The sequence below is a fragment of the Novosphingobium sp. B 225 genome (genome assembly GCF_002198665.1).
Lineage (GTDB): Bacteria > Pseudomonadota > Alphaproteobacteria > Sphingomonadales > Sphingomonadaceae > Novosphingobium.
The window spans coordinates 272,060-289,655 of the sequence record NZ_MWLM01000064.1 but is presented as its reverse complement, the minus strand read 5'-3'; the positions used below and the strand labels follow the sequence as shown (position 1 = coordinate 289,655).

The 17,596-nt window shown below is 63.8% G+C and carries 20 protein-coding genes and 1 pseudogene; 6 read left to right on the top strand and 15 right to left on the bottom strand.

Going from position 1 to position 17,596, the window contains the following annotated elements:
- Window positions 1-118: 118 nt before the first annotated feature.
- The 9 genes and pseudogenes from nuoF to MNBBLIKP_RS13720 all read right to left on the bottom strand — a co-directional run bounded on the left by nuoF (window position 119) and on the right by MNBBLIKP_RS13720 (window position 7,178).
- Window positions 119-1,405 (bottom strand): NADH-quinone oxidoreductase subunit NuoF, encoded by a 1,287-nt coding sequence (gene nuoF / locus MNBBLIKP_RS13755; protein WP_088310820.1) that lies wholly within the window; start codon window positions 1,403-1,405, stop codon window positions 119-121.
- Between the two features lie 3 nt (window positions 1,406-1,408).
- Complete coding sequence (locus tag MNBBLIKP_RS13750) at window positions 1,409-2,077, bottom strand: complex I 24 kDa subunit family protein (protein ID WP_088310819.1); 669 nt, start codon at window positions 2,075-2,077, stop codon at window positions 1,409-1,411.
- Complete coding sequence (locus MNBBLIKP_RS13745) at window positions 2,077-2,412, bottom strand: nuclear transport factor 2 family protein (RefSeq protein ID WP_088310818.1); 336 nt, start codon at window positions 2,410-2,412, stop codon at window positions 2,077-2,079. Before MNBBLIKP_RS13745 ends, MNBBLIKP_RS13750 begins: the two co-directional genes overlap by 1 nt.
- Entirely contained in the window at window positions 2,405-2,533 is a 129-nt protein-coding gene (locus MNBBLIKP_RS18315) for a hypothetical protein (RefSeq protein WP_254913056.1), read from the bottom strand. The genes MNBBLIKP_RS13745 and MNBBLIKP_RS18315 overlap by 8 nt, the downstream gene beginning before the upstream one ends.
- Window positions 2,533-3,744 carry an NADH-quinone oxidoreductase subunit D gene (locus MNBBLIKP_RS13740; protein WP_088310817.1) on the bottom strand — a complete coding sequence of 404 codons (1,212 nt, stop codon included), beginning with the start codon at window positions 3,742-3,744 and terminating at the stop codon, window positions 2,533-2,535. The genes MNBBLIKP_RS18315 and MNBBLIKP_RS13740 overlap by 1 nt, the downstream gene beginning before the upstream one ends.
- Before the next feature lie 14 nt (window positions 3,745-3,758).
- Window positions 3,759-4,370 (bottom strand): annotated as a pseudogene (locus MNBBLIKP_RS13735) (NADH-quinone oxidoreductase subunit C); the annotation flags it as partial.
- Between the two features lie 106 nt (window positions 4,371-4,476).
- Window positions 4,477-5,034 (bottom strand): NuoB/complex I 20 kDa subunit family protein, encoded by a 558-nt coding sequence (locus MNBBLIKP_RS13730; protein WP_088310815.1) that lies wholly within the window; start codon window positions 5,032-5,034, stop codon window positions 4,477-4,479.
- Window positions 5,031-5,405: an NADH-quinone oxidoreductase subunit A gene (gene ndhC, locus MNBBLIKP_RS13725; protein WP_088310814.1), complete on the bottom strand. Its 375-nt coding sequence runs from the start codon at window positions 5,403-5,405 to the stop codon at window positions 5,031-5,033. The genes MNBBLIKP_RS13730 and ndhC overlap by 4 nt, the downstream gene beginning before the upstream one ends.
- 339 nt (window positions 5,406-5,744) lie before the next feature.
- Complete coding sequence (locus MNBBLIKP_RS13720) at window positions 5,745-7,178, bottom strand: coniferyl aldehyde dehydrogenase (RefSeq protein WP_088310813.1); 1,434 nt, start codon at window positions 7,176-7,178, stop codon at window positions 5,745-5,747.
- Window positions 7,179-7,327: 149 nt separating this feature from the next.
- On the opposite strand from MNBBLIKP_RS13720, the gene MNBBLIKP_RS13715 reads away from it, so the two are divergent.
- From MNBBLIKP_RS13715 to MNBBLIKP_RS13705, 3 genes are all read left to right on the top strand, one after another.
- The gene (locus MNBBLIKP_RS13715) at window positions 7,328-8,524 is read left to right on the top strand and encodes a thiolase family protein (protein ID WP_088310812.1); all 1,197 of its coding nucleotides are present in this window, start codon (window positions 7,328-7,330) and stop codon (window positions 8,522-8,524) included.
- Window positions 8,525-8,614: 90 nt separating this feature from the next.
- Window positions 8,615-9,022, top strand: coding sequence for a hypothetical protein (locus MNBBLIKP_RS13710; RefSeq protein WP_088310811.1), 408 nt, complete (start codon window positions 8,615-8,617; stop codon window positions 9,020-9,022).
- A gap of 203 nt (window positions 9,023-9,225) precedes the next feature.
- Window positions 9,226-9,468, top strand: a complete 243-nt coding sequence (locus MNBBLIKP_RS13705) for a hypothetical protein (RefSeq protein ID WP_088310810.1) — start codon at window positions 9,226-9,228, stop codon at window positions 9,466-9,468.
- Window positions 9,469-9,492: 24 nt separating this feature from the next.
- On the opposite strand, the gene MNBBLIKP_RS13700 is transcribed toward MNBBLIKP_RS13705, so the two are convergent.
- On the bottom strand, window positions 9,493-9,966 hold the full coding sequence (locus tag MNBBLIKP_RS13700; RefSeq protein ID WP_088310809.1) for an SH3 domain-containing protein: 474 nt from the start codon (window positions 9,964-9,966) through the stop codon (window positions 9,493-9,495).
- Between the two features lie 79 nt (window positions 9,967-10,045).
- Between MNBBLIKP_RS13700 and MNBBLIKP_RS13695 the strand changes: the two genes are divergently transcribed.
- From MNBBLIKP_RS13695 to MNBBLIKP_RS13685, 3 genes are all read left to right on the top strand, one after another.
- Window positions 10,046-11,065 (top strand): 2-hydroxyacid dehydrogenase, encoded by a 1,020-nt coding sequence (locus MNBBLIKP_RS13695; RefSeq protein ID WP_088310808.1) that lies wholly within the window; start codon window positions 10,046-10,048, stop codon window positions 11,063-11,065.
- 112 nt (window positions 11,066-11,177) lie between these two features.
- The gene (locus MNBBLIKP_RS13690; protein ID WP_088310807.1) at window positions 11,178-12,482 is read left to right on the top strand and encodes an ammonium transporter; all 1,305 of its coding nucleotides are present in this window, start codon (window positions 11,178-11,180) and stop codon (window positions 12,480-12,482) included.
- Window positions 12,475-12,981, top strand: a complete 507-nt coding sequence (locus tag MNBBLIKP_RS13685; protein ID WP_176399778.1) for a DUF805 domain-containing protein — start codon at window positions 12,475-12,477, stop codon at window positions 12,979-12,981. Before MNBBLIKP_RS13690 ends, MNBBLIKP_RS13685 begins: the two co-directional genes overlap by 8 nt.
- Here the strand turns inward: MNBBLIKP_RS13685 and MNBBLIKP_RS13680 are convergent.
- From MNBBLIKP_RS13680 to MNBBLIKP_RS13660, 5 genes are all read right to left on the bottom strand, one after another.
- A complete protein-coding gene (locus MNBBLIKP_RS13680; protein ID WP_088310805.1) occupies window positions 12,978-13,664 on the bottom strand; it encodes an esterase/lipase family protein in 687 nt (228 codons plus the stop codon). The genes MNBBLIKP_RS13685 and MNBBLIKP_RS13680 overlap by 4 nt on opposite strands.
- Before the next feature lie 13 nt (window positions 13,665-13,677).
- The gene (locus tag MNBBLIKP_RS13675) at window positions 13,678-15,084 is read right to left on the bottom strand and encodes an NAD(P)H-dependent flavin oxidoreductase (protein WP_088310804.1); all 1,407 of its coding nucleotides are present in this window, start codon (window positions 15,082-15,084) and stop codon (window positions 13,678-13,680) included.
- Window positions 15,081-15,794: a class I SAM-dependent methyltransferase gene (locus tag MNBBLIKP_RS13670; RefSeq protein ID WP_088310803.1), complete on the bottom strand. Its 714-nt coding sequence runs from the start codon at window positions 15,792-15,794 to the stop codon at window positions 15,081-15,083. Before MNBBLIKP_RS13670 ends, MNBBLIKP_RS13675 begins: the two co-directional genes overlap by 4 nt.
- Before the next feature lie 17 nt (window positions 15,795-15,811).
- Window positions 15,812-16,939, bottom strand: a complete 1,128-nt coding sequence (gene prfB, locus MNBBLIKP_RS13665; protein WP_088310802.1) for a peptide chain release factor 2 — start codon at window positions 16,937-16,939, stop codon at window positions 15,812-15,814.
- A gap of 64 nt (window positions 16,940-17,003) precedes the next feature.
- Window positions 17,004-17,561 carry a peroxiredoxin gene (locus MNBBLIKP_RS13660; protein WP_088310935.1) on the bottom strand — a complete coding sequence of 186 codons (558 nt, stop codon included), beginning with the start codon at window positions 17,559-17,561 and terminating at the stop codon, window positions 17,004-17,006.
- Window positions 17,562-17,596 lie beyond the last annotated feature (35 nt).

Sequence of the window (17,596 nt, the reverse complement as noted above, 5' to 3'; positions counted from 1 at the left end):
CCCTCACCACTTGACTTGTCATTGGGGAATGTCCCGCTCACTAGCATGCTGATGAATTTGCCCATAACGATGAGCACGATAGCGCCGCCCAAAATTGCGAAGTATTGCTCAACGGTACTCACTCCGCCGCCTCCCGCACATTCTCCGCGATCCGGCGCTCCAGCTCGGGGCGGAAGTGGCGGATCAGGCCCTGGATCGGCCAGGCGGCCGCGTCGCCCAGGGCGCAGATGGTGTGGCCTTCGACCTGTTTGGTCACATCGTGCAGCATGTCGATTTCCGCCACGTCGGCATCGCCGGTGCGCAGGCGTTCCATCACGCGGTACATCCAGCCGGTGCCTTCGCGGCAGGGCGTACACTGGCCGCAGCTTTCGTGCATGTAGAAGTGCGACAGGCGGCTGATCGCGCGGACGATGTCGGTGCTCTTGTCCATCACGATCACGGCGGCGGTGCCAAGGCCCGAGCCGACCGCGCGAAGGCCATCAAAGTCCATCGGCGCGTCCCAGATCTCGGCCGCCGGAACCAGCGGGACCGAGCTGCCGCCCGGGATCACCGCGAGCAGATTGTCCCGCCCGCCGCGAATGCCGCCGCAGTGCTTTTCGATCAGTTCGCTGAACGGGATCGACATGGCTTCTTCGACCACGCAGGGCTTGTTCACGTGCCCGCTGATCTGGAACAGCTTGGTGCCCTTGTTGTTATCCCGCCCAAAGCTGGAGAACCAGGCCGCGCCGCGCCGCAGGATTGTGGGGGCAACCGCGATCGATTCGACATTGTTGACCGTGGTCGGGCAGCCATAGAGCCCAGCGCCGGCCGGGAACGGCGGCTTGAGCCGGGGCTGGCCTTTCTTGCCCTCGATGCTTTCGATCATCGCGGTTTCTTCACCGCAGATATAGGCGCCCGCGCCGCGGTGGACGAAGACGTCGAAATCATAGCCGCTCTTGGCCGCGTTCTTGCCCAGCAGCCCGGCGTCATAGGCTTCCTGCACGGCGGCGACGAGCACTTCGGCCTCACGGATATATTCGCCGCGAATGTAGATATAGGCGGCGCGCGCGCGCATCGCGAAACCAGCGACCAGCGCGCCTTCGATCAGCTTGTGCGGATCGTGGCGGATGATTTCGCGGTCCTTGCAGCTGCCGGGTTCGGACTCGTCGGCGTTGATGACGAGGAAGCTGGGACGGCCGTCCTTCGATTCCTTGGGCATGAACGACCACTTGAGCCCGGTCGGGAACCCGGCCCCGCCGCGCCCGCGCAGGCCGCTGGCCTTCATCTCATCAATGATCTTGTCCTGGCCGAGCGCCAGCAGGGCCTTGGTATTGTCCCAATCCCCGCGCGCCTGCGCAGCCTTCAGGTTCCACGGCTGATAGCCGTAGACGTTGGTGAAGATGCGGTCCTTGTCCTCAAGTGACATGGCTTACCACTCCTTCCGATAGTCGTGGTTGGCCGAAACCATCGCCGTCAGCGTGGTCGGCCCACCCAGCGGCTCGACCGTGTGGCGGCCGGGTTCCTGCGTTCCGGCCTTGGGGCTTTCGCCCTTGGCCAGCGCATCGAGCACGGTGTTCAGCCGGTCAGCGGTCAGGTCTTCGAAATTGTCGTCGTTGATCTGGACCATCGGCGCGGAGGCGCAATTGCCCATGCATTCGACTTCGGTCAGAGTCCACATCCCGTCATCGGTGGTGTGGCCCTTGTGCATGCCCCGCGCCTTGCAGGCGGCCATGATGTCATCGCTGCCGCGCAGCATGCAGGGCGTGGTGCCGCAGACCTGCACGTGGAACCGGCCGACCGGCACCAGATTGTACATGGTGTAGAACGAGGCGACCTCGACCACGCGGATGATCGGCATGTCGAGGTACTTCGCGACATATTCCATCACCGGGATCGGCAGCCAGCCCTGGGTCTGGGTTTCCTCACCCACCTGGCGCTGGGCATAGTCGAGCAGCGCCATCACGGCCGAGCGCTGGCGCCCGGCAGGATAGCGCGCGATCGCCGCCTTGGCCTTGGTATCCCACGCCGCGTTGAAGGCAAAGCTGCCCCAGCGCGCGCGCAGTTCGGGGCTATCGGGTTCGAGATGACGATCAGCCATTAACGAATGAACTCCACGCGAGAGCACTTGTCGCCCTCGAACGAATAGACGGACATGACTTCGAACGGCTCGGAAGCGTTCGAGCGCCACACTTTTTCATGCAGCACGGCATAGTCGCCAAGGTGGTAGCCCTCGATGATCTCCGCACGGTTTTCCGGAAATTCCGCGAACATCGCCTTCAACCCGGCGCGCACGCCTTCCTTGCCATCGCGCAGCACCGCACCGCGATAGCTGGCTTCGCAGGCATCGTCGGTCATCAGCGCGACATAGGCGTCGGCATCCTGCGCGTTGTAGTGCGCGATCATCTGGGTGGCGATGGCGAGGCGGTCAGGCATTGCGCTTGCCTTTCCCAGGCACCTTGCGATCCGGCGGCGAATGGGCGCCATTAGAGATGAAGGCGAACAGAACGTGCAACGGCCAGGGCAAGCGCCGAGCCAAACTGACGAGTTTCATCATCACCGGTCACACTCCCCGAACACCACGTCGATCGCGCCGAGGATGGCGGTTGCGTCGGGGAGCATGTGGCCCTTGCACATGAAGTCCATCGCCTGAAGGTGGCTGAACGCGGTCGGGCGGATCTTGCAGCGGTACGGCTTGTTGCTGCCGTCGCTGACCAGATAGACGCCGAATTCACCCTTGGGGCTTTCGGTGGCGACATAGACTTCGCCAGCGGGCACGTGGAAGCCTTCGGTGTAGAGCTTGAAGTGGTGGATCAGGCTTTCCATCGACTGCTTCATTTCCGCGCGCTTGGGCGGCGAAACCTTGCGGTCGTCCGAAGCGACCGGGCCATCTGGCATTTCACGCAGGCACTGCTGGATTATCTTGGCGGATTGGCGCACTTCCTCCACCCGGACCATGAAGCGGTCATAGCAATCAGAGTTGGTGCCGACCGGGATTTCGAACTGCATCCGGTCATAGACGTCATAAGGCTGGCTCTTGCGCAGATCCCACGGGATGCCGGCGGCGCGGATCATCGGGCCGGAAAAGCCCCAGGCCAGCGCGTCTTCCTTGCTGACCTTGGCAATATCGACATTGCGCTGCTTGAAGATGCGGTTGTCGACCACCAGCGACATGGCGTCTTCGAACAGGGTCGGCATGCGCTTTTCCAGCCACACTCCGATATCGTCGAGCAGCGCCTGCGGGACGTCCTGATGGACCCCGCCGGGGCGGAACCACGCAGAGTGCATCCGCGCGCCGCTCGCACGTTCGAAGAAGTTGAGGCAGTCCTCGCGCACTTCGAACATCCACAGGTTCGGCGTCATCGCGCCGACATCCATCACGTGCGAACCCATGTTGAGCATGTGGTTGCAGATCCGGGTCAGCTCGGCAAACAGCACGCGCAGGTACTGGCCCCGCAGCGGCACTTCCAGATTGAGCAACTTTTCAATCGCCAGAACGTAGCTGTGCTCCATCCCGAGCGGCGAGCAATAGTCGAGCCGGTCGAAATAGGGCAGCGCCTGCAGGTAGGTCTTGTTTTCAATCAGCTTTTCGGTGCCGCGATGGAGCAGCCCGACGTGCGGATCGACCCGTTCGATGATTTCGCCATCGAGTTCCAGCACCATGCGCAGCACGCCGTGCGCCGCCGGGTGCTGAGGCCCGAAGTTGATCGTGTAGTTGGTGATGACTTCATCTCCGGTGGTCGGCGATTCTTCCAGGGTGAAGCTCACTTCTTGTCCCCTTCAGCTTTTTCGTCACCCGGCAGCACATAGTCCGCACCTTCCCACGGGCTCATGAAGTCGAACTGGCGCAGGTCCTGCGGCAGCTTGACCGGTTCATAGACCACGCGCTTGGCTTCCTCGGAATAGCGCAATTCAACATAGCCGGTCAGCGGGAAGTCCTTGCGGAAGGGGTGCCCTTCGAAGCCATAGTCGGTCAGGATCCGGCGGAGATCCGTGTTGCCTTCGAAAATCACGCCGTACATGTCGAACACTTCGCGCTCTAACCAGCCCGCGACCGGCCAGAGCGTGGTCACGGTCGGCACCGGAGTGCTTTCCGAGGCGGTGGTCTTGACGATCACGCGGTGGTTCTTTGTCACGCTGAGCAGCATGTAGACCACTTCGAAGCGTTCGGCCCGGTCGGGGTAATCGGCCCCGGCGATTTCCATCAGCTGCTGGTATTCGTGTTCATCGCGCAATTGCCGCAGCGCATTGGCGATTTCGGCGCGGGCCACGGTGAGTACGACTTCGCCGTGGGCCTCATGACCTGACACCAGCTTGCTGCCAAGCGCCTTGGTCAGCGCAGCGAGCACGCCCTCGTTCGAGGTGAAGCGGGGGGCGGAGTGGAGGACAGTCATTTGGAACCAACCTCCGTTCGTGTCGAGCGAAGTCGAGACACGCTGCGTCCAAGTGTCTCGACTTCGCTCGACACGAACGGCAAAGGGTGTGCAGGAAAATTCTGACTCATCGCTCAACCGTCCCGATCCGGCGGATCTTGCGCTGCAATTGCATCACGCCATAAAGCAGCGCTTCAGCCGTGGGGGGGCAGCCGGGCACATAAATGTCCACCGGCACGATCCGGTCACACCCGCGCACGACGCTGTAGCTGTAGTGGTAATAGCCGCCGCCATTGGCGCAGCTGCCCATCGAGATGACGTATTTGGGCTCTGACATCTGGTCATAGACCTTGCGCAGCGCCGGGGCCATCTTGTTGCACAGCGTGCCCGCCACGATCATCACATCCGATTGACGCGGAGAGGCGCGCGGGGCGACGCCGAAGCGTTCCATGTCGTACCGCGGCATGTTGACGTGGATCATCTCCACCGCGCAGCAGGCGAGGCCGAAGGTCATCCACCACAGGCTGCCGGTGCGCGCCCACTGAAACAGGTCTTCGGTGCTGGTGACGAGGAAGCCCTTGTCATGCACTTCGCTGTTAAGGTCGTTGAAAAAGCCCTGATCGGGCGGGACGATCCCCTGCCCCGACGAAATCGGCTGTCCGGCGCTGTTTACGAGCGTGCTCATTCCCAATCCAGCGCTCCCACTTTCCATGCATAGGCGAGGCCAATGGCCAGTTCCGCCAGGAATACCATCATTGCCAGCCAGCCGGCCCAGCCCACTTCCTTCAGGCTGACCGCCCAGGGAAACAGATAGGCCGCTTCCAGATCGAACACGATGAACAGGATCGCCACCAGATAGAAGCGTACGTCAAACTGGCTGCGCGGATCCTCAAACGCGGGGAAGCCGCATTCGTATTCGCTGTTCTTTTCCGCATTGGGCTGATGCGAACCCGTCAGGCGGGAAACCCCCATCGGCAGGAACACGAACAGCGATGACAGCGCGAACGCGATCCCCAAATAGATCAGGATCGGCAGGTATTGCGATAAATCGACCACGAACAGTGCCTTTCTGGGGCCGGAATCAGCCTTGCCAAGGGATGTGCGCGCCCTAGTCCCGGCAGGCCACGGGCGCAAGTGGGGGAAGCCCGCAATTCCGGTGAAATTTTCCTACAGGCCCGCGATCTGGTAAGACGATTCGCAGGTTCTTTCCAATTGTTGCGGCAGGCCGGCCAGACGGCAGGCTGCTACCCTTGTCCAGACCCCGGCCCAAGTCCGCTCGCCCATCGGTGGGTGACAAAGGTCACACAAGTGAAAACAGCGTTTTCGCGTGACCTTTGTGACCTTTGTGACCTTTGTGACCTTTGTGACCTTTGTGACCTTCGAAGGGCAGGTGCCCTACTTCTTCAGCTCGCGCTTCAGTGTGGCCTGAGTCTGCTTGCCATAGGGCGGCTTGAACCCGGACAGCTTGCCCACGTCCAGCCCGGCCTGACGATAGACCGCGCGGGCGTGGCTGAAGGTCTTGAACCCGTCCATCCCGTGGTAATTGCCCATGCCCGATGGTCCGACCCCGCCGAACGGCAGGTCTTCCATGGCGTTGTGGAACAGCACGTCGTTGACCGTGACCCCGCCCGAGATCGTCCGGCTCAGCACCTTCTGCTCCTCGACCTTGTCCTGCCCGAAGTAGTACAGCCCCAGCGGGCGGTCGTGGTCGTTCACATAATCGATCGCCTGATCGATCGAGTCATAGGTCATCACCGGCAGGATCGGACCAAAGATCTCTTCCTGCATCACTTTCATGTCCTCGGTGACGTTCCGGACTATGGTCAGCGGCATCTTGTTGCCATTGCTCGACTTGAAGTCCTCGCCCGCCGGGTTGACCTCGATCAGCTCGGCCCCCTTCTCTTTCGCGTCGGCCAGATAGCCCTGCAGCCGCTCAAAGTTCCGGCCGTTGACCACCGAGGTATAGTCATCGTTCGCCAGCAATGTGGGGTACATCGCCGCAACGCCCTTGCTGACGCTCTCGATCATTTCGCCTTCCTGATCCTTGGCGACCAGCAGGTAATCGGGGGCAAGGCAGATCTGCCCGGCGTTCATCATCTTGCCCATGGCGATCCGCTCACCGGCCTGGGCCTTGTTGGCGCTGCGGCCGATGAAGGTCGGGCTTTTGCCGCCCAGTTCCAGGGTCACCGGCACCAGATTGTCCGCCGCGGCGCGCATGATATGCTTGCCCACGCTGGTCGCCCCGGTGAAAATCAGGTGATCGAAGGCGAGCTTGCTGAACGCGGTGCCAACCTCGACCCCGCCGGTGAACACCGCCATTTCCGCTTCGGCGAAGTACTGCGGCACCAGTTCGGCAAACAGGTCGGCGACGCGCTCGGTGAATTCGCTCGGCTTGATCATCGCGCGGTTGCCGGCAGCCAGGATCCCGGCCATCGGCACCATGACCATGCCCACCGGGAAGTTCCACGGGGCGATCACTCCGACCACGCCCTTGGGCTGGTACATCACCTTGGCCTTGGCCCCGATCAGGCCAAGCGGGAACATCGGGCTGCGCTTGTCATCGCGGCTCCAGGCTTCGAAATGCTTGCGGGCATGCTTGAGCGCACTGACAGAAGGCATCACGTCGCTCATCAATGTCTGCTCGGTGCTGCGATGGCCAAAGTCCGCGCTGACCGCCTTGGCGAAGGCATCCTTGTGATCGACCAGCAGGGCAATCGCCCGATCGATCCGGTCACGCCGGACCGACATCGGTTCGGGCAAGGCAGCGGTAAAGGCAGCGCGCTGCGCATCAAGCACGGTCTGCAGGCGGGCAATTTCAGTATCGGACACGGCGTCCCCTCCGTTTTGATTTGCGACCTTGTTCCGCAGTTGCGTCCGCTTGGCAAGTCAAGCAGCGCGGCAACTGCGCGATTGCCAATGATGCAGTGCAGCATTATGCGTCGGCAGGACTCGCGCTTCCCTTACTGAAAGGCACTGTCATGGCCACGTTCTCCGCCGCCGATCCCGTCGTGATCCTGTCCTATGCCCGCACCCCGATGGGCGGCATGCAAGGCGCGCTGGCTGATGTTTCGGCGACCGACCTTGGTGCCACCGCGATCAAGGGTGCCGTGGCCCGCGCCGGGGTGGACGGGGCCGACGTAGAGCGTGTCTATATGGGCTGCGTGCTGCCCGCCGGGCTTGGTCAGGCCCCGGCCCGGCAGGCCACGATCAAGGCCGGGCTGCCCAAATCGGTCCAGGCGACCACGGTCAACAAGGTTTGCGGATCGGGTATGCAGACCCTGATCATGGGCGCAGAAGCGCTCGCTTCGGGCTCGATCGATCTGGTCGTTGCGGGCGGCATGGAAAGCATGACCAATGCGCCCTACTTGCTCAAAAAGCACCGCTCGGGCGCGCGGATCGGGCACGATACGGCCTATGACCACATGTTCCTTGACGGGCTGGAAGACGCCTATGAAGCCGGCCGCGCGATGGGCACTTTCGCGCAGGATACCGCAAATGCCTATCAACTGACGCGCGAGGCGCAGGACAGCTATTCGATCGAATCGCTGCGCCGCGCCCAGGCTGCGATCAGCGAAGGGGCTTTTGTTGACGAAGTGGTCCCGGTGACCGTGGTCAGCCGTGCGGGGGAAGTGGTGGTCGATACCGATGAGCAGCCCGGCAAGGGCCGCCCGGACAAGATCCCGACACTGAAGCCCGCCTTCGCCAAGGACGGCACGATCACCGCCGCCACCTCCAGCTCAATCAGCGACGGCGCTGCCGCGATGGTCCTGACCCGCCAGAGCGTTGCCACGGCCAAAGGCCTGACCCCGGTCGCCCGCGTGATCGCCATGGCCGCCCATGCGCAGGAACCCAAGGACTTCACTGTCGCCCCGGTCGGCGCGATCAACAAGGTGCTGGCCAAGGCCGGCTGGGCGATTGGCGATGTCGATCTGTTCGAAGTCAACGAAGCTTTCGCCTGCGTCGCGATGTTCGCGATGCACGACCTGGGCATCGATCATGGCAAGATCAACGTCCACGGCGGCGCAACCGCGCTGGGCCACCCGATCGGGGCGTCCGGTGCGCGGATCGTCACCACGCTGATCGCCGCGCTCAAGCGCCACGGCAAAACCAGGGGCATTGCCAGCCTGTGCATCGGCGGCGGCGAAGCGACTGCGGTGGCAGTTGAACTGGTCTGACGCCGCGCTTGTCGGGCACCGGTTGGGGTGATAACCTGCGTTTTGGCGCAAGCACGCCAAAACGCAGCCATAACAACAGGATGCCCGATCATGCGTAACAGCCTACTGATTGCCGCCCTTGCCGCGGCCACTGCCTTGTCCGGTTGCAGCAAATCCGCTGAGGAAGCCGCGCCCGCAGCCAGCGAAGCCGCGGCCAGCGATGCCGCTGCTCCCCAGGCCGCCGCGACCCTTGCCACGGGGACGTTTGAAGTGTTCGGTGCAGATGGCAAAGCGGTTGGATCAACCACGATCAATGCCGATGGCACCTATGTCGACGATGATGGCAAAGGCCACCGCGTCGCCGGGCTGGTCAAGCTGGTCGATGGCAAGACCTGCTTCGATCCGTCAGGCTCGGCCCCGGCGGAATGCTTTACCGACAGCGCTCCGGCAGCAGACGGCAGCTTCACCGCTACTGATGCCAAAGGCGCGGTGCTGACCATCCGGCCCAAGGCGAACTAGCGCCCGGCCCGCACCTGCCTGATCGTTCAGGGGGTGCGACAAATGGCGCAAATCCTGCGACAGTTTGAGACACGAATGCCAGTGAAACAGCCCGGCTGTTTCGCTGGCATTCATTTTTGCGGCCTTAATTCTGCTGCTGCGACCGGGCTCCCCCCTCCCTCGGCCCGGTCGCAAAATCGACATGACCCAGCAGGAGAACACCCATGAAGGCCAAGCTTATCGCCCTTGCAATCGTCGGCGGTCTGACTCTTCCGGTTGCCGCCCAGGCCCACACTACCCGCGCCGAGCTGCGCCGCGATCATGCCGCCGTCCAGCATGAAAAGCGCCAGCTGCACCGCGCCGTCGCCAACAAGAACTGGCATCGCGCCAAAGTGGAACGCCGTGAACTGGCCCGTGCCAAGCATGAATTGCGCGAAGACCGTCGCGACTTCCGCCGCACCCGTTAGAACGATCGGTGCCGGGCGAACCGATCAGGGTTCGCCCGCGCCCCACAGGCGGCTTTGCTCGACAAAGCCCTTGCGTTCCCCCACGGTGAACGCGCACCAGCCATTGCCGCACTCGCCCAGCCGGCCGGTTACCCCCGGCGCGAGCCGCCACAACAGCCTGGCCCCGCCATCGCCGCTTTCGCGCATGTCAGCCAGGCCTTTGCCCACTATATGACCGCCGCGCTGGCGGGTCAGGAAGCGCTGGTGGATCCAGCCCTGGGCCCCATCGGGATCCCGCACAAAGCGCCAGGCTTCCTTGAGCCGCAGAACCTTGAGCGGCAGATGCTGGCGGCGATAGACCCACAGGATATGATACTCTTCCCCCGGACCAACCCGCATGTTGACTTCATCGGGGCGGATCGAGGCCCAATAGGGTACTTTGGGGTCATCGGCTGCCCGCAGCGGCGCACAAAGCGCCAACGCGGCGAGCAGGACGGGCAATTTCAGGCGCAGTTGCATGAGTCGCTGTTACCCTTCGCACCCGCATCGGTTCAAGCCGCTTGACCGGCCCCCGGGCAAAGTCCTAGCGGATAAGCCAATGACCGTTGTCTCTGACACCCCCCTCGCCCGCCGCGTCCACGGCAAACCGCGCGTGGTCGTGACCCGTCACCTGATGCCGGCCGTAGAGGCGCGGATGCGGGAACTGTTCGACGCGGTGCTCAATCCCGCCGACTTGCCGCTGACCCGGTCAGACCTGATCGCCGCCATGCGCGAAGCAGACGTGCTGGTGCCCACCGTGACGGACCGGATCGACGCCGAAATGCTGGCCGAAGCCGGGGACCGGCTGGGCCTGATCGCCAATTTCGGGGCGGGAACCGAACATATTGACCTTGCCGCCGCCCGGTCCCGCAAGATTCTGGTCACCAATACCCCCGGGGTCTTTACCGACGATACTGCGGACCTGACGATGATGCTGATCCTGTCGGTCCCGCGCCGCTTGGGTGAAGGCAGCCGGCTGGTGCGCGATGGGCAATGGACCGGCTGGGCACCCTCGGCGCTGCTTGGCCGCTGCATCGGCGGCAAGCGGCTGGGGATTGTCGGCATGGGCCGGATCGGTCAGGCCGTGGCCCACCGGGCGCGGGCCTTTGGCATGGAAGTGGTCTATCACAACCGCCACCGCCTGCCCGCCAGCTTCGAAACCATGCTGGGCGCCCGCTATGAAGCCGATCTGGACCGGCTATTTGCCGAAGCGGACGTGCTGAGCCTGCATTGCCCGGCGGGCCCCGCCACACACCACGTGGTCAACACCGCGCGGCTCGCCATGATGAAGCAAGGCGCCTATCTGATCAACACCGCCCGTGGTGACCTGATTGACGAGGATGCGCTGATCAGCGCGCTGCAAAGCGGGCATCTGGGCGGGGCCGGGCTGGATGTCTATGCCCGCGAGCCCAAGGTTGATCCGCGGCTGATCGCGCTGCCCAATGTCATCACCCTGCCCCACCTTGGCAGCGCCACGCTGGAAGGGCGTGAGCATGCCGGGGAAAAGGTGATCGCCAATATCCGTTTCTGGGTCGATGGCCACCGCCCGCCCGATCAGGTGCTGGACGGCTGGGCATAATCCCGGATTGGCGCAACATCCGTTCGCGCTCCGGCTTGCCTAATATGCGATCATTGCTCTAAGCCGCCCGGCGAGGAATCGCCGCAAGAACGGCGTGGGGAGAAATCTACCGATGCGCAAACTGACCGCCCTTGGCCTGGCCGCCGTGGCCGCGCTGGCTCCGGCTGCCGCCCTTGCCCAGGACGCCGCCGTTGATGTGGCCGATACCGGCGATACCGCCTGGATCCTGATCTCGTCCGCGCTGGTGCTGATGATGACCATGCCAGGGCTGACGCTGTTCTATGGCGGGCTGGTGCGGGCCAAGAACTTTCTGGCCGTGCTGGTGCAGGTCGGCGCGATCGCCGCGGTGGCATCGATGATCTGGGTGATCTGCGGTTACACCATGGCTTTCGGCCACGTCACCAACGGCTGGCTGGGGGCGGGTAATGCCTGGATGCTGATCGATCTGGGCAATGTGCGCGAAGGGCTGACCGTTCCGGAAAGTTCGTTCGCGCTGTTCCAGCTAACCTTTGCCGCGATCACTCCGGCGCTGATGGCCGGTGCCTGGGTTGACCGTGCGCGGTTTGGCTGGGTTATCGCGTTTTGCGCGCTGTGGGGCCTGCTGGTCTATGCGCCGGTGGCGCACTGGGTCTGGGGCGGCGGCTGGCTGGCCAAGACCATGGGTACACTCGATTTTGCCGGCGGGATTGTGGTCCACACCACCGCGGGGATTTCCGCACTGGTCGCCGCCGCACTGCTCGGCAAGCGCCAGGGCTTTCCCCGCACGCTGATGCTGCCGCATGCGCCTTCGCTGACCATGGCAGGGGCAGCTTTGCTGTGGGTCGGCTGGTTCGGATTCAACGGCGGTTCGGCGCTGGCGGCAAACGACGATGCGGCGAGCGCGATCATCAACACGCACATGGGTGCCTGCGCGGCGGCGATGGTCTGGCTGCTGGTCGAACGGTTCACCGTGGGCAAGCCGACCAGCGTCGGTTTTGCGACCGGCGCGGTCGCGGGGCTGGCCACGATCACTCCGGCGGCGGGCTTTGTCTCGCCCGGTGCGGCTCTGCTGATCGGCGTGGTCGCGGCACTGGTCTGCTATCCGATGATCCAGATCGTCAAGGGCAAGCTCAAGATCGACGATTCGCTCGACGTATTCGCGGTCCATGGGGTGGGCGGCATGGTCGGCTCACTGCTGCTGGCGGTGTTCCTGTCGAGCGACCTTGGCGGCACCGGCTATGCCGAGGGCAAGACCATGATCTCGCAGTTGGCTGCACAGTTCATCGGCGTGGGCGTGGTCGCGGTCTGGTCGGCCGTCGCCACGGCGCTGATCGCCGTGCTGGTCAGCCTGGTCCTGCCGATGCGGGTCAGCGAAGACGACGAGCGTGAGGGGCTGGACCTGGCTAGCCATGGCGAACGGGCCTGGGAATTTGACTGAGCCGGAAGTGCAGGCCCGCGCGCCTGCCTATCCCGGCTTCATCCCCAGCCTGAAGCGCGTCCTGCGCGGAACGTTCCGCTTTTCCGGGCGGGCCCGCCGCACCGATCTGGCCGTCTATGCGGTGACCGCCTTGTGGCTCGTCCCGTTGCTGCTGTCATTGGGCGAACTGATCGCCGGACAGGATCTGCCGCGTGAAGCCGATCTGGGTCTTGGCGCTGTGCTTGCCCTGCCGTTCGCGTCGCTGTTCGTAAGGCGCTGCCACGATGGCGGGCGCAGCGGTCGCTGGGTGTGGTTATTGCTGCCCGGCCTGCTGCTGCCGCTGGTGCGGGGGATCATTGGCCTGAACGGCGGGATCGGGGCGAACCTGCAGCTGGACCGGCTGATCTGGCCGCTGGACTGGCTGGCAATCGCGACCAACCTTGGCGCAGTGGCGCTGTGCCTGATCCCGGGCAGTGCCGGAACCAACCGCTTTGGCGAGGATCCGCGCGAGACTGATTAGGCCAGGTGCTGTGCCAGCACTTGCCCGATCACCCGGATCGCCCGCGCAGATCGCGCGAAGTTGAGGTGGCGGCAATCGACCTCAACCTGCAGATCGCTTTCCCCTGCCAGCCCGCGCGCCGAGCTGGCGGACACGATCCCATCCCTGGCGGACCACAGCGCAATCGTGGTCACTGGCGGCTTGACCGGAATGTCGACTTGCAGCGGCGGGCGATCGACCGGATGGTCGTTGAGCAGCTCATAGATCCGCCAGGCATTGTTGGCGCGCGGATCGCCGGAAAAGGGGCTGCCCAGCGTCATCACCAGCCTGACCTCCGCAGGTGCCAGCTTGGCCACTTCGCGCGCGAAAATTCCGCCCAGGCTCCACCCGATCAGGCTGACCGGCTGACCATGCCGGTCGGCCAGAGAGCTGACCCGCAAGCACAAACGCTCCAACAGATCCGCCCGCGCGCCGTTGTTGCGACCCAGCTCCCAGCCATGCGCACGATAACCTGCGGCATTCAGCGAACGGCGCAACCGGACCGATGACATATCGGTGGTGAGATAGCCCGGCAGGACCATCACTGGGCGGCCCCCACCGGGCGGAACCGGCACCGCGCGCAGCAACGGGCTGGCCAGCAGCGCAGGTATCTGCAGCGCTTCCTGCGCCCACAATCCCAGGCTTGGCGGACCTGCTTCGCTCACCACCCGCAGCCGCTCAATCCCCGGTCAGGATCCGGTCGACCAGCTGCTTCACCGTGGGGGTGAAGTTGTTCGAATAGAACGGGTCGGTCTTGAAATTGAACGCCGCGTGGCCCGCGAACATCAGGTTCTCGTCTATCGGGCCGCCATGAGCGATTTCCTGCAAGGTCTTCTGGATGCAGAAGCTGCGCGGATCGGCGAGGTAGCCGGTCGAAAAATCGTCATGATCCTTCCACGCCGAAAACCCGCAGTGTGACAGGCAGCCCATGCATTCAGCCTGATCCTTGCGGATCAGCTCACGTTCTTCGGGAGTGACGAAGATCACCGTATCGTCGGGTGTGCGCAGCGCGCTGGTAAAGCCGGCATTGGCCCAGCCCCGCGCGCGTTCGCGATCCGCCGGAACAACCCAGAAGTTCTTGCCCTTGACGCCCACGTCCAGCTGCACAGTATGCTCACCCGCCTCAACCCGCGAATAGGGGATCTGCCGGTCCGAGCGTTCCTCAAGATTGCGCAGGAAGGGATTGCGCACCGCCGAGCTGTAGAAGCCAGTGGGGGAAAAGCGGTGGAGCAGGACATCGCCCGGTTCCAGCGTGCGCAAATGGTCTTTCCAGGGCTGCGGGATCGGGCTTTCCTGGGTCAACAGCGGGCGGGTGCCGAACTGGAACACGATCTGACCCAGTTCCGGATTGTCGATCCAGTCTTCCCAGTCACGCAGGAACCAAACGCCCCCGGCCATGACGATCGGCACGCTATCGGCAATCCCTTCGGCGCGCATGGTATCGCGCAGGGCCTTGACCCGGGGATAGGGATCCTGCGGCACGCGCGGATCCTCGGCGTTGGACAGGCCGTTGTGCCCGCCCGCCAGCCACGGGTCTTCATAGACCACCGCCGCCATCAGTTCGGCGACCTTGTGATAGGCCCGCTTCCACAGCGCGCGAAACGCGCGGGCAGAGCTGATGATCGGCAGGTAGTGGACGTTGAAGCGCGCCGCGATCTCGCTGAGCTTGTAGGGCATGCCTGCGCCGCAAGTGACGCCGGTGACCAGCCCCCGGGTGCGTTCCAGCACGCCTTCCAGAATCTGCTGTGCGCCGCCCATTTCCCACAGCACGTTGATATTGATCGCGCCATTGCCCCCGGCAATGTCATGCGCGCGCTGGACCTGTTCGACCCCGCCCCTGATCCCGAACTGGACCAATTGATCGTGCCGTTCCTTGCGGGTCAGCGCATCATAGATCTGGGGGACGATCTTGCCCTGGGGATCATAGCTGTCGGCATTGACCGCGCTGACCGTGCCGATGCCGCCCGCCGCCGCCCAGGCGCCAGAGCTGGCATGGTTGGAAACAGCCACACCCTTGCCGCCCTCAACCAGTGGCCACACTTCGCGACCACCATAGAGAATCGGCTTCAACCCCTTGAAACTCATTGCGTCCCCGTCTTTCCCTTGGCCGTATTGCACGGCTTGATCGCAGCAGGCTCCGGTCTCTCTCCGCTCGCCTCGAACTGCGCGTAATAGCCCTTCAGTTCGGGCTTACGGACAAATTCAGCCAAGCGAAAGCCCACCGCCTGAAATTCACAGAAAAGCAGCTCTGGCGGCATGCCATGCTGGTCGGTCGGCCGATCGGCATCGACCACGATCACTTGCCCGCCGGCGCGCAGTGCCGGGCGCAGCCGCCAGAGGAAGGCATAAGGTTCGCCGACTTCGTGGTACATGTGGACCAGAAAGATCCGGTCGAACGAATTGTCCGGCAGGCGCGGATCATCTGGCGTGCCGGTTTTGATCGAAACATTGTCGAGTCGATCACGCTCGACCCGCTGACCCAGCCGCTGGATCGCGCCCGGATCGATATCTTCGGCCAGCACCCGCCCCTTGGCACCCACGCGTTCGGCCAGGCGCACGGTGTAATAGCCCTCGCCCGCGCCGATATCGGCCACGGTGGTGCCTGCGCCGATCCGGGCCAGGTCCATCACGACCTTGGCTTCACCCAGATTGTCGCGCTGGTCTTCGCTGGCGAAATCGTTGCCGCCCAGCGCCGAAACCGGCCGCCAGGCGCGCGGGAACTGCCGCGAGGTTTCGGGCCGATCAGCGTCAGGAGTGGCCTGCTGACAGCCTGTCAGCGCCAGCACCAGTCCCATCGCGGCGGCCAGTGGCCTCAATCGACGTCCTCCACCTGCACCTTCTCGCCCGTCACGCGCTGCGCCAGCGCGGCGGCCATGAAAGGATCGAGTGCCCCGTCTAGCACATCGTCGGGCGAGGTCGAAGTGGTGCCAGTGCGCAAGTCCTTGACCAGCTGATACGGTTGGAGAACGTAGGAACGGATCTGGTGCCCCCAGCCGATTTCCGTCTTGGCCTGGTATTCCCCGCTCGCCTCCGCCTCGCGCTTGGCCAGCTCGGCTTCATAGAGCCGCGCTTTCAGCATGTTCATCGCGGTGGCGCGGTTCTTGTGCTGGCTGCGGTCATTCTGGCTGGCGGCGATGATCCCGGTCGGGATGTGGGTAATGCGCACCGCGGAATCGGTGGTGTTGACGTGCTGCCCGCCCGCCCCCGAAGCGCGGTAGGTATCGATCTTGAGGTCGGCCGGATTGATCTCGATGTCGATGTCATCGTCGATCACCGGATAGACCCAGACCGAACTGAAGCTGGTGTGGCGGCGCGCCGAACTGTCATAAGGGCTAATCCGGACCAGGCGGTGGACCCCGCTTTCGGTCTTGGCGTAACCATAGGCGTTTTCGCCCTTGATCAGCAGCGTCGCGCTTTTGATTCCGGCTTGTTCACCGGCGTGGTAATCGACCAGCTCAACCTTGTAGCCGTGCCGTTCCGCCCAGCGCGAATACATCCGCTGGAGCATTTCGGCCCAGTCCTGGCTCTCTGTCCCACCGGCCCCGGCGTGGACTTCAAGATAGGCGTCGTTGGCGTCGGCTTCGCCCGCCAGCAAGGCCTGCACCTTGTCAGCATCAGCGCGGTCAGCCAGTGCGGCCAGCGCGGCAAGGCCTTCGTTGACGGTGGCTTCATCGCCTTCCATCTCGCCCAGTTCGACATATTCGATCGCGTCGCCCATTTCCTGGGCGATCTGCTTCACCGTGCTGACCGAGGCATCCAGGCGGCGGCGTTCGCGCATGACGCTTTCCGCTTCCTTGGGATTGTCCCACAGCTTCGGGTCCTCGACCCGGGCGTTGAGTTCATCAAGGCGCCGCAGCGCGCGGTCCCACACAAGGAACTTGCGCACAAGTGCCAGCGCGGCTTCGATCCGATCAATATGGGCCTGCCCTTCGGCACGCATGGAAATTCTCCGCAAATCCGGGAGAACGGGCCCTAGCCGGATTGCCCCGAAAGTAAAGGGGCCCTCAGCCTCTTGGCTTGGCCTTCAGCGCACGAACTGCGGCAAGCGTCTGTTTGACATGGTCGCTATAGTCCATGTTCGAATAGACCAGCTTGATCCGCCCATCGCGGCCGATCACATAGCTGGTCCGCGATGTGATCGGCAGGACGGTGCCGTCAGGCTTCTTCAGCTGGACCTGATAGGCCTGGATGATCGCCGGGGTGGCGATGGCGACCGGAAACTTGTCACGGCAGTGCTCGGTCGAAAACTTCTTCTGGGTTTCCAGATCGTCTGCCGAAAGACCGATCACGGTGGCACCGGCCGATTGGAAATCACGCATCGCTTCGGCAAAGGCGTGCGCTTCGAGAGTGCAGCCCTGGGTAAAGCTTTTCGGGTAGAAATAGAGCACCACCGGCCCCTTGCGCAGCGCGGCGGCAAGGTTGAAGCCAAACGCCTTGCCCGCCAGCGCGCCCTGGGTGGCGAAATTCGGCGCGCGGGTGCCCAGCGGCAATTCAGCCTGGGTGGCTGCGGGAACGATCAGGGCGAAGGTTGCGGCGAGCGCGGCAAGCAGGGTGCGATTCATCTGCATCAGATGCGCCGAACCGCCCCTCTTGTCCA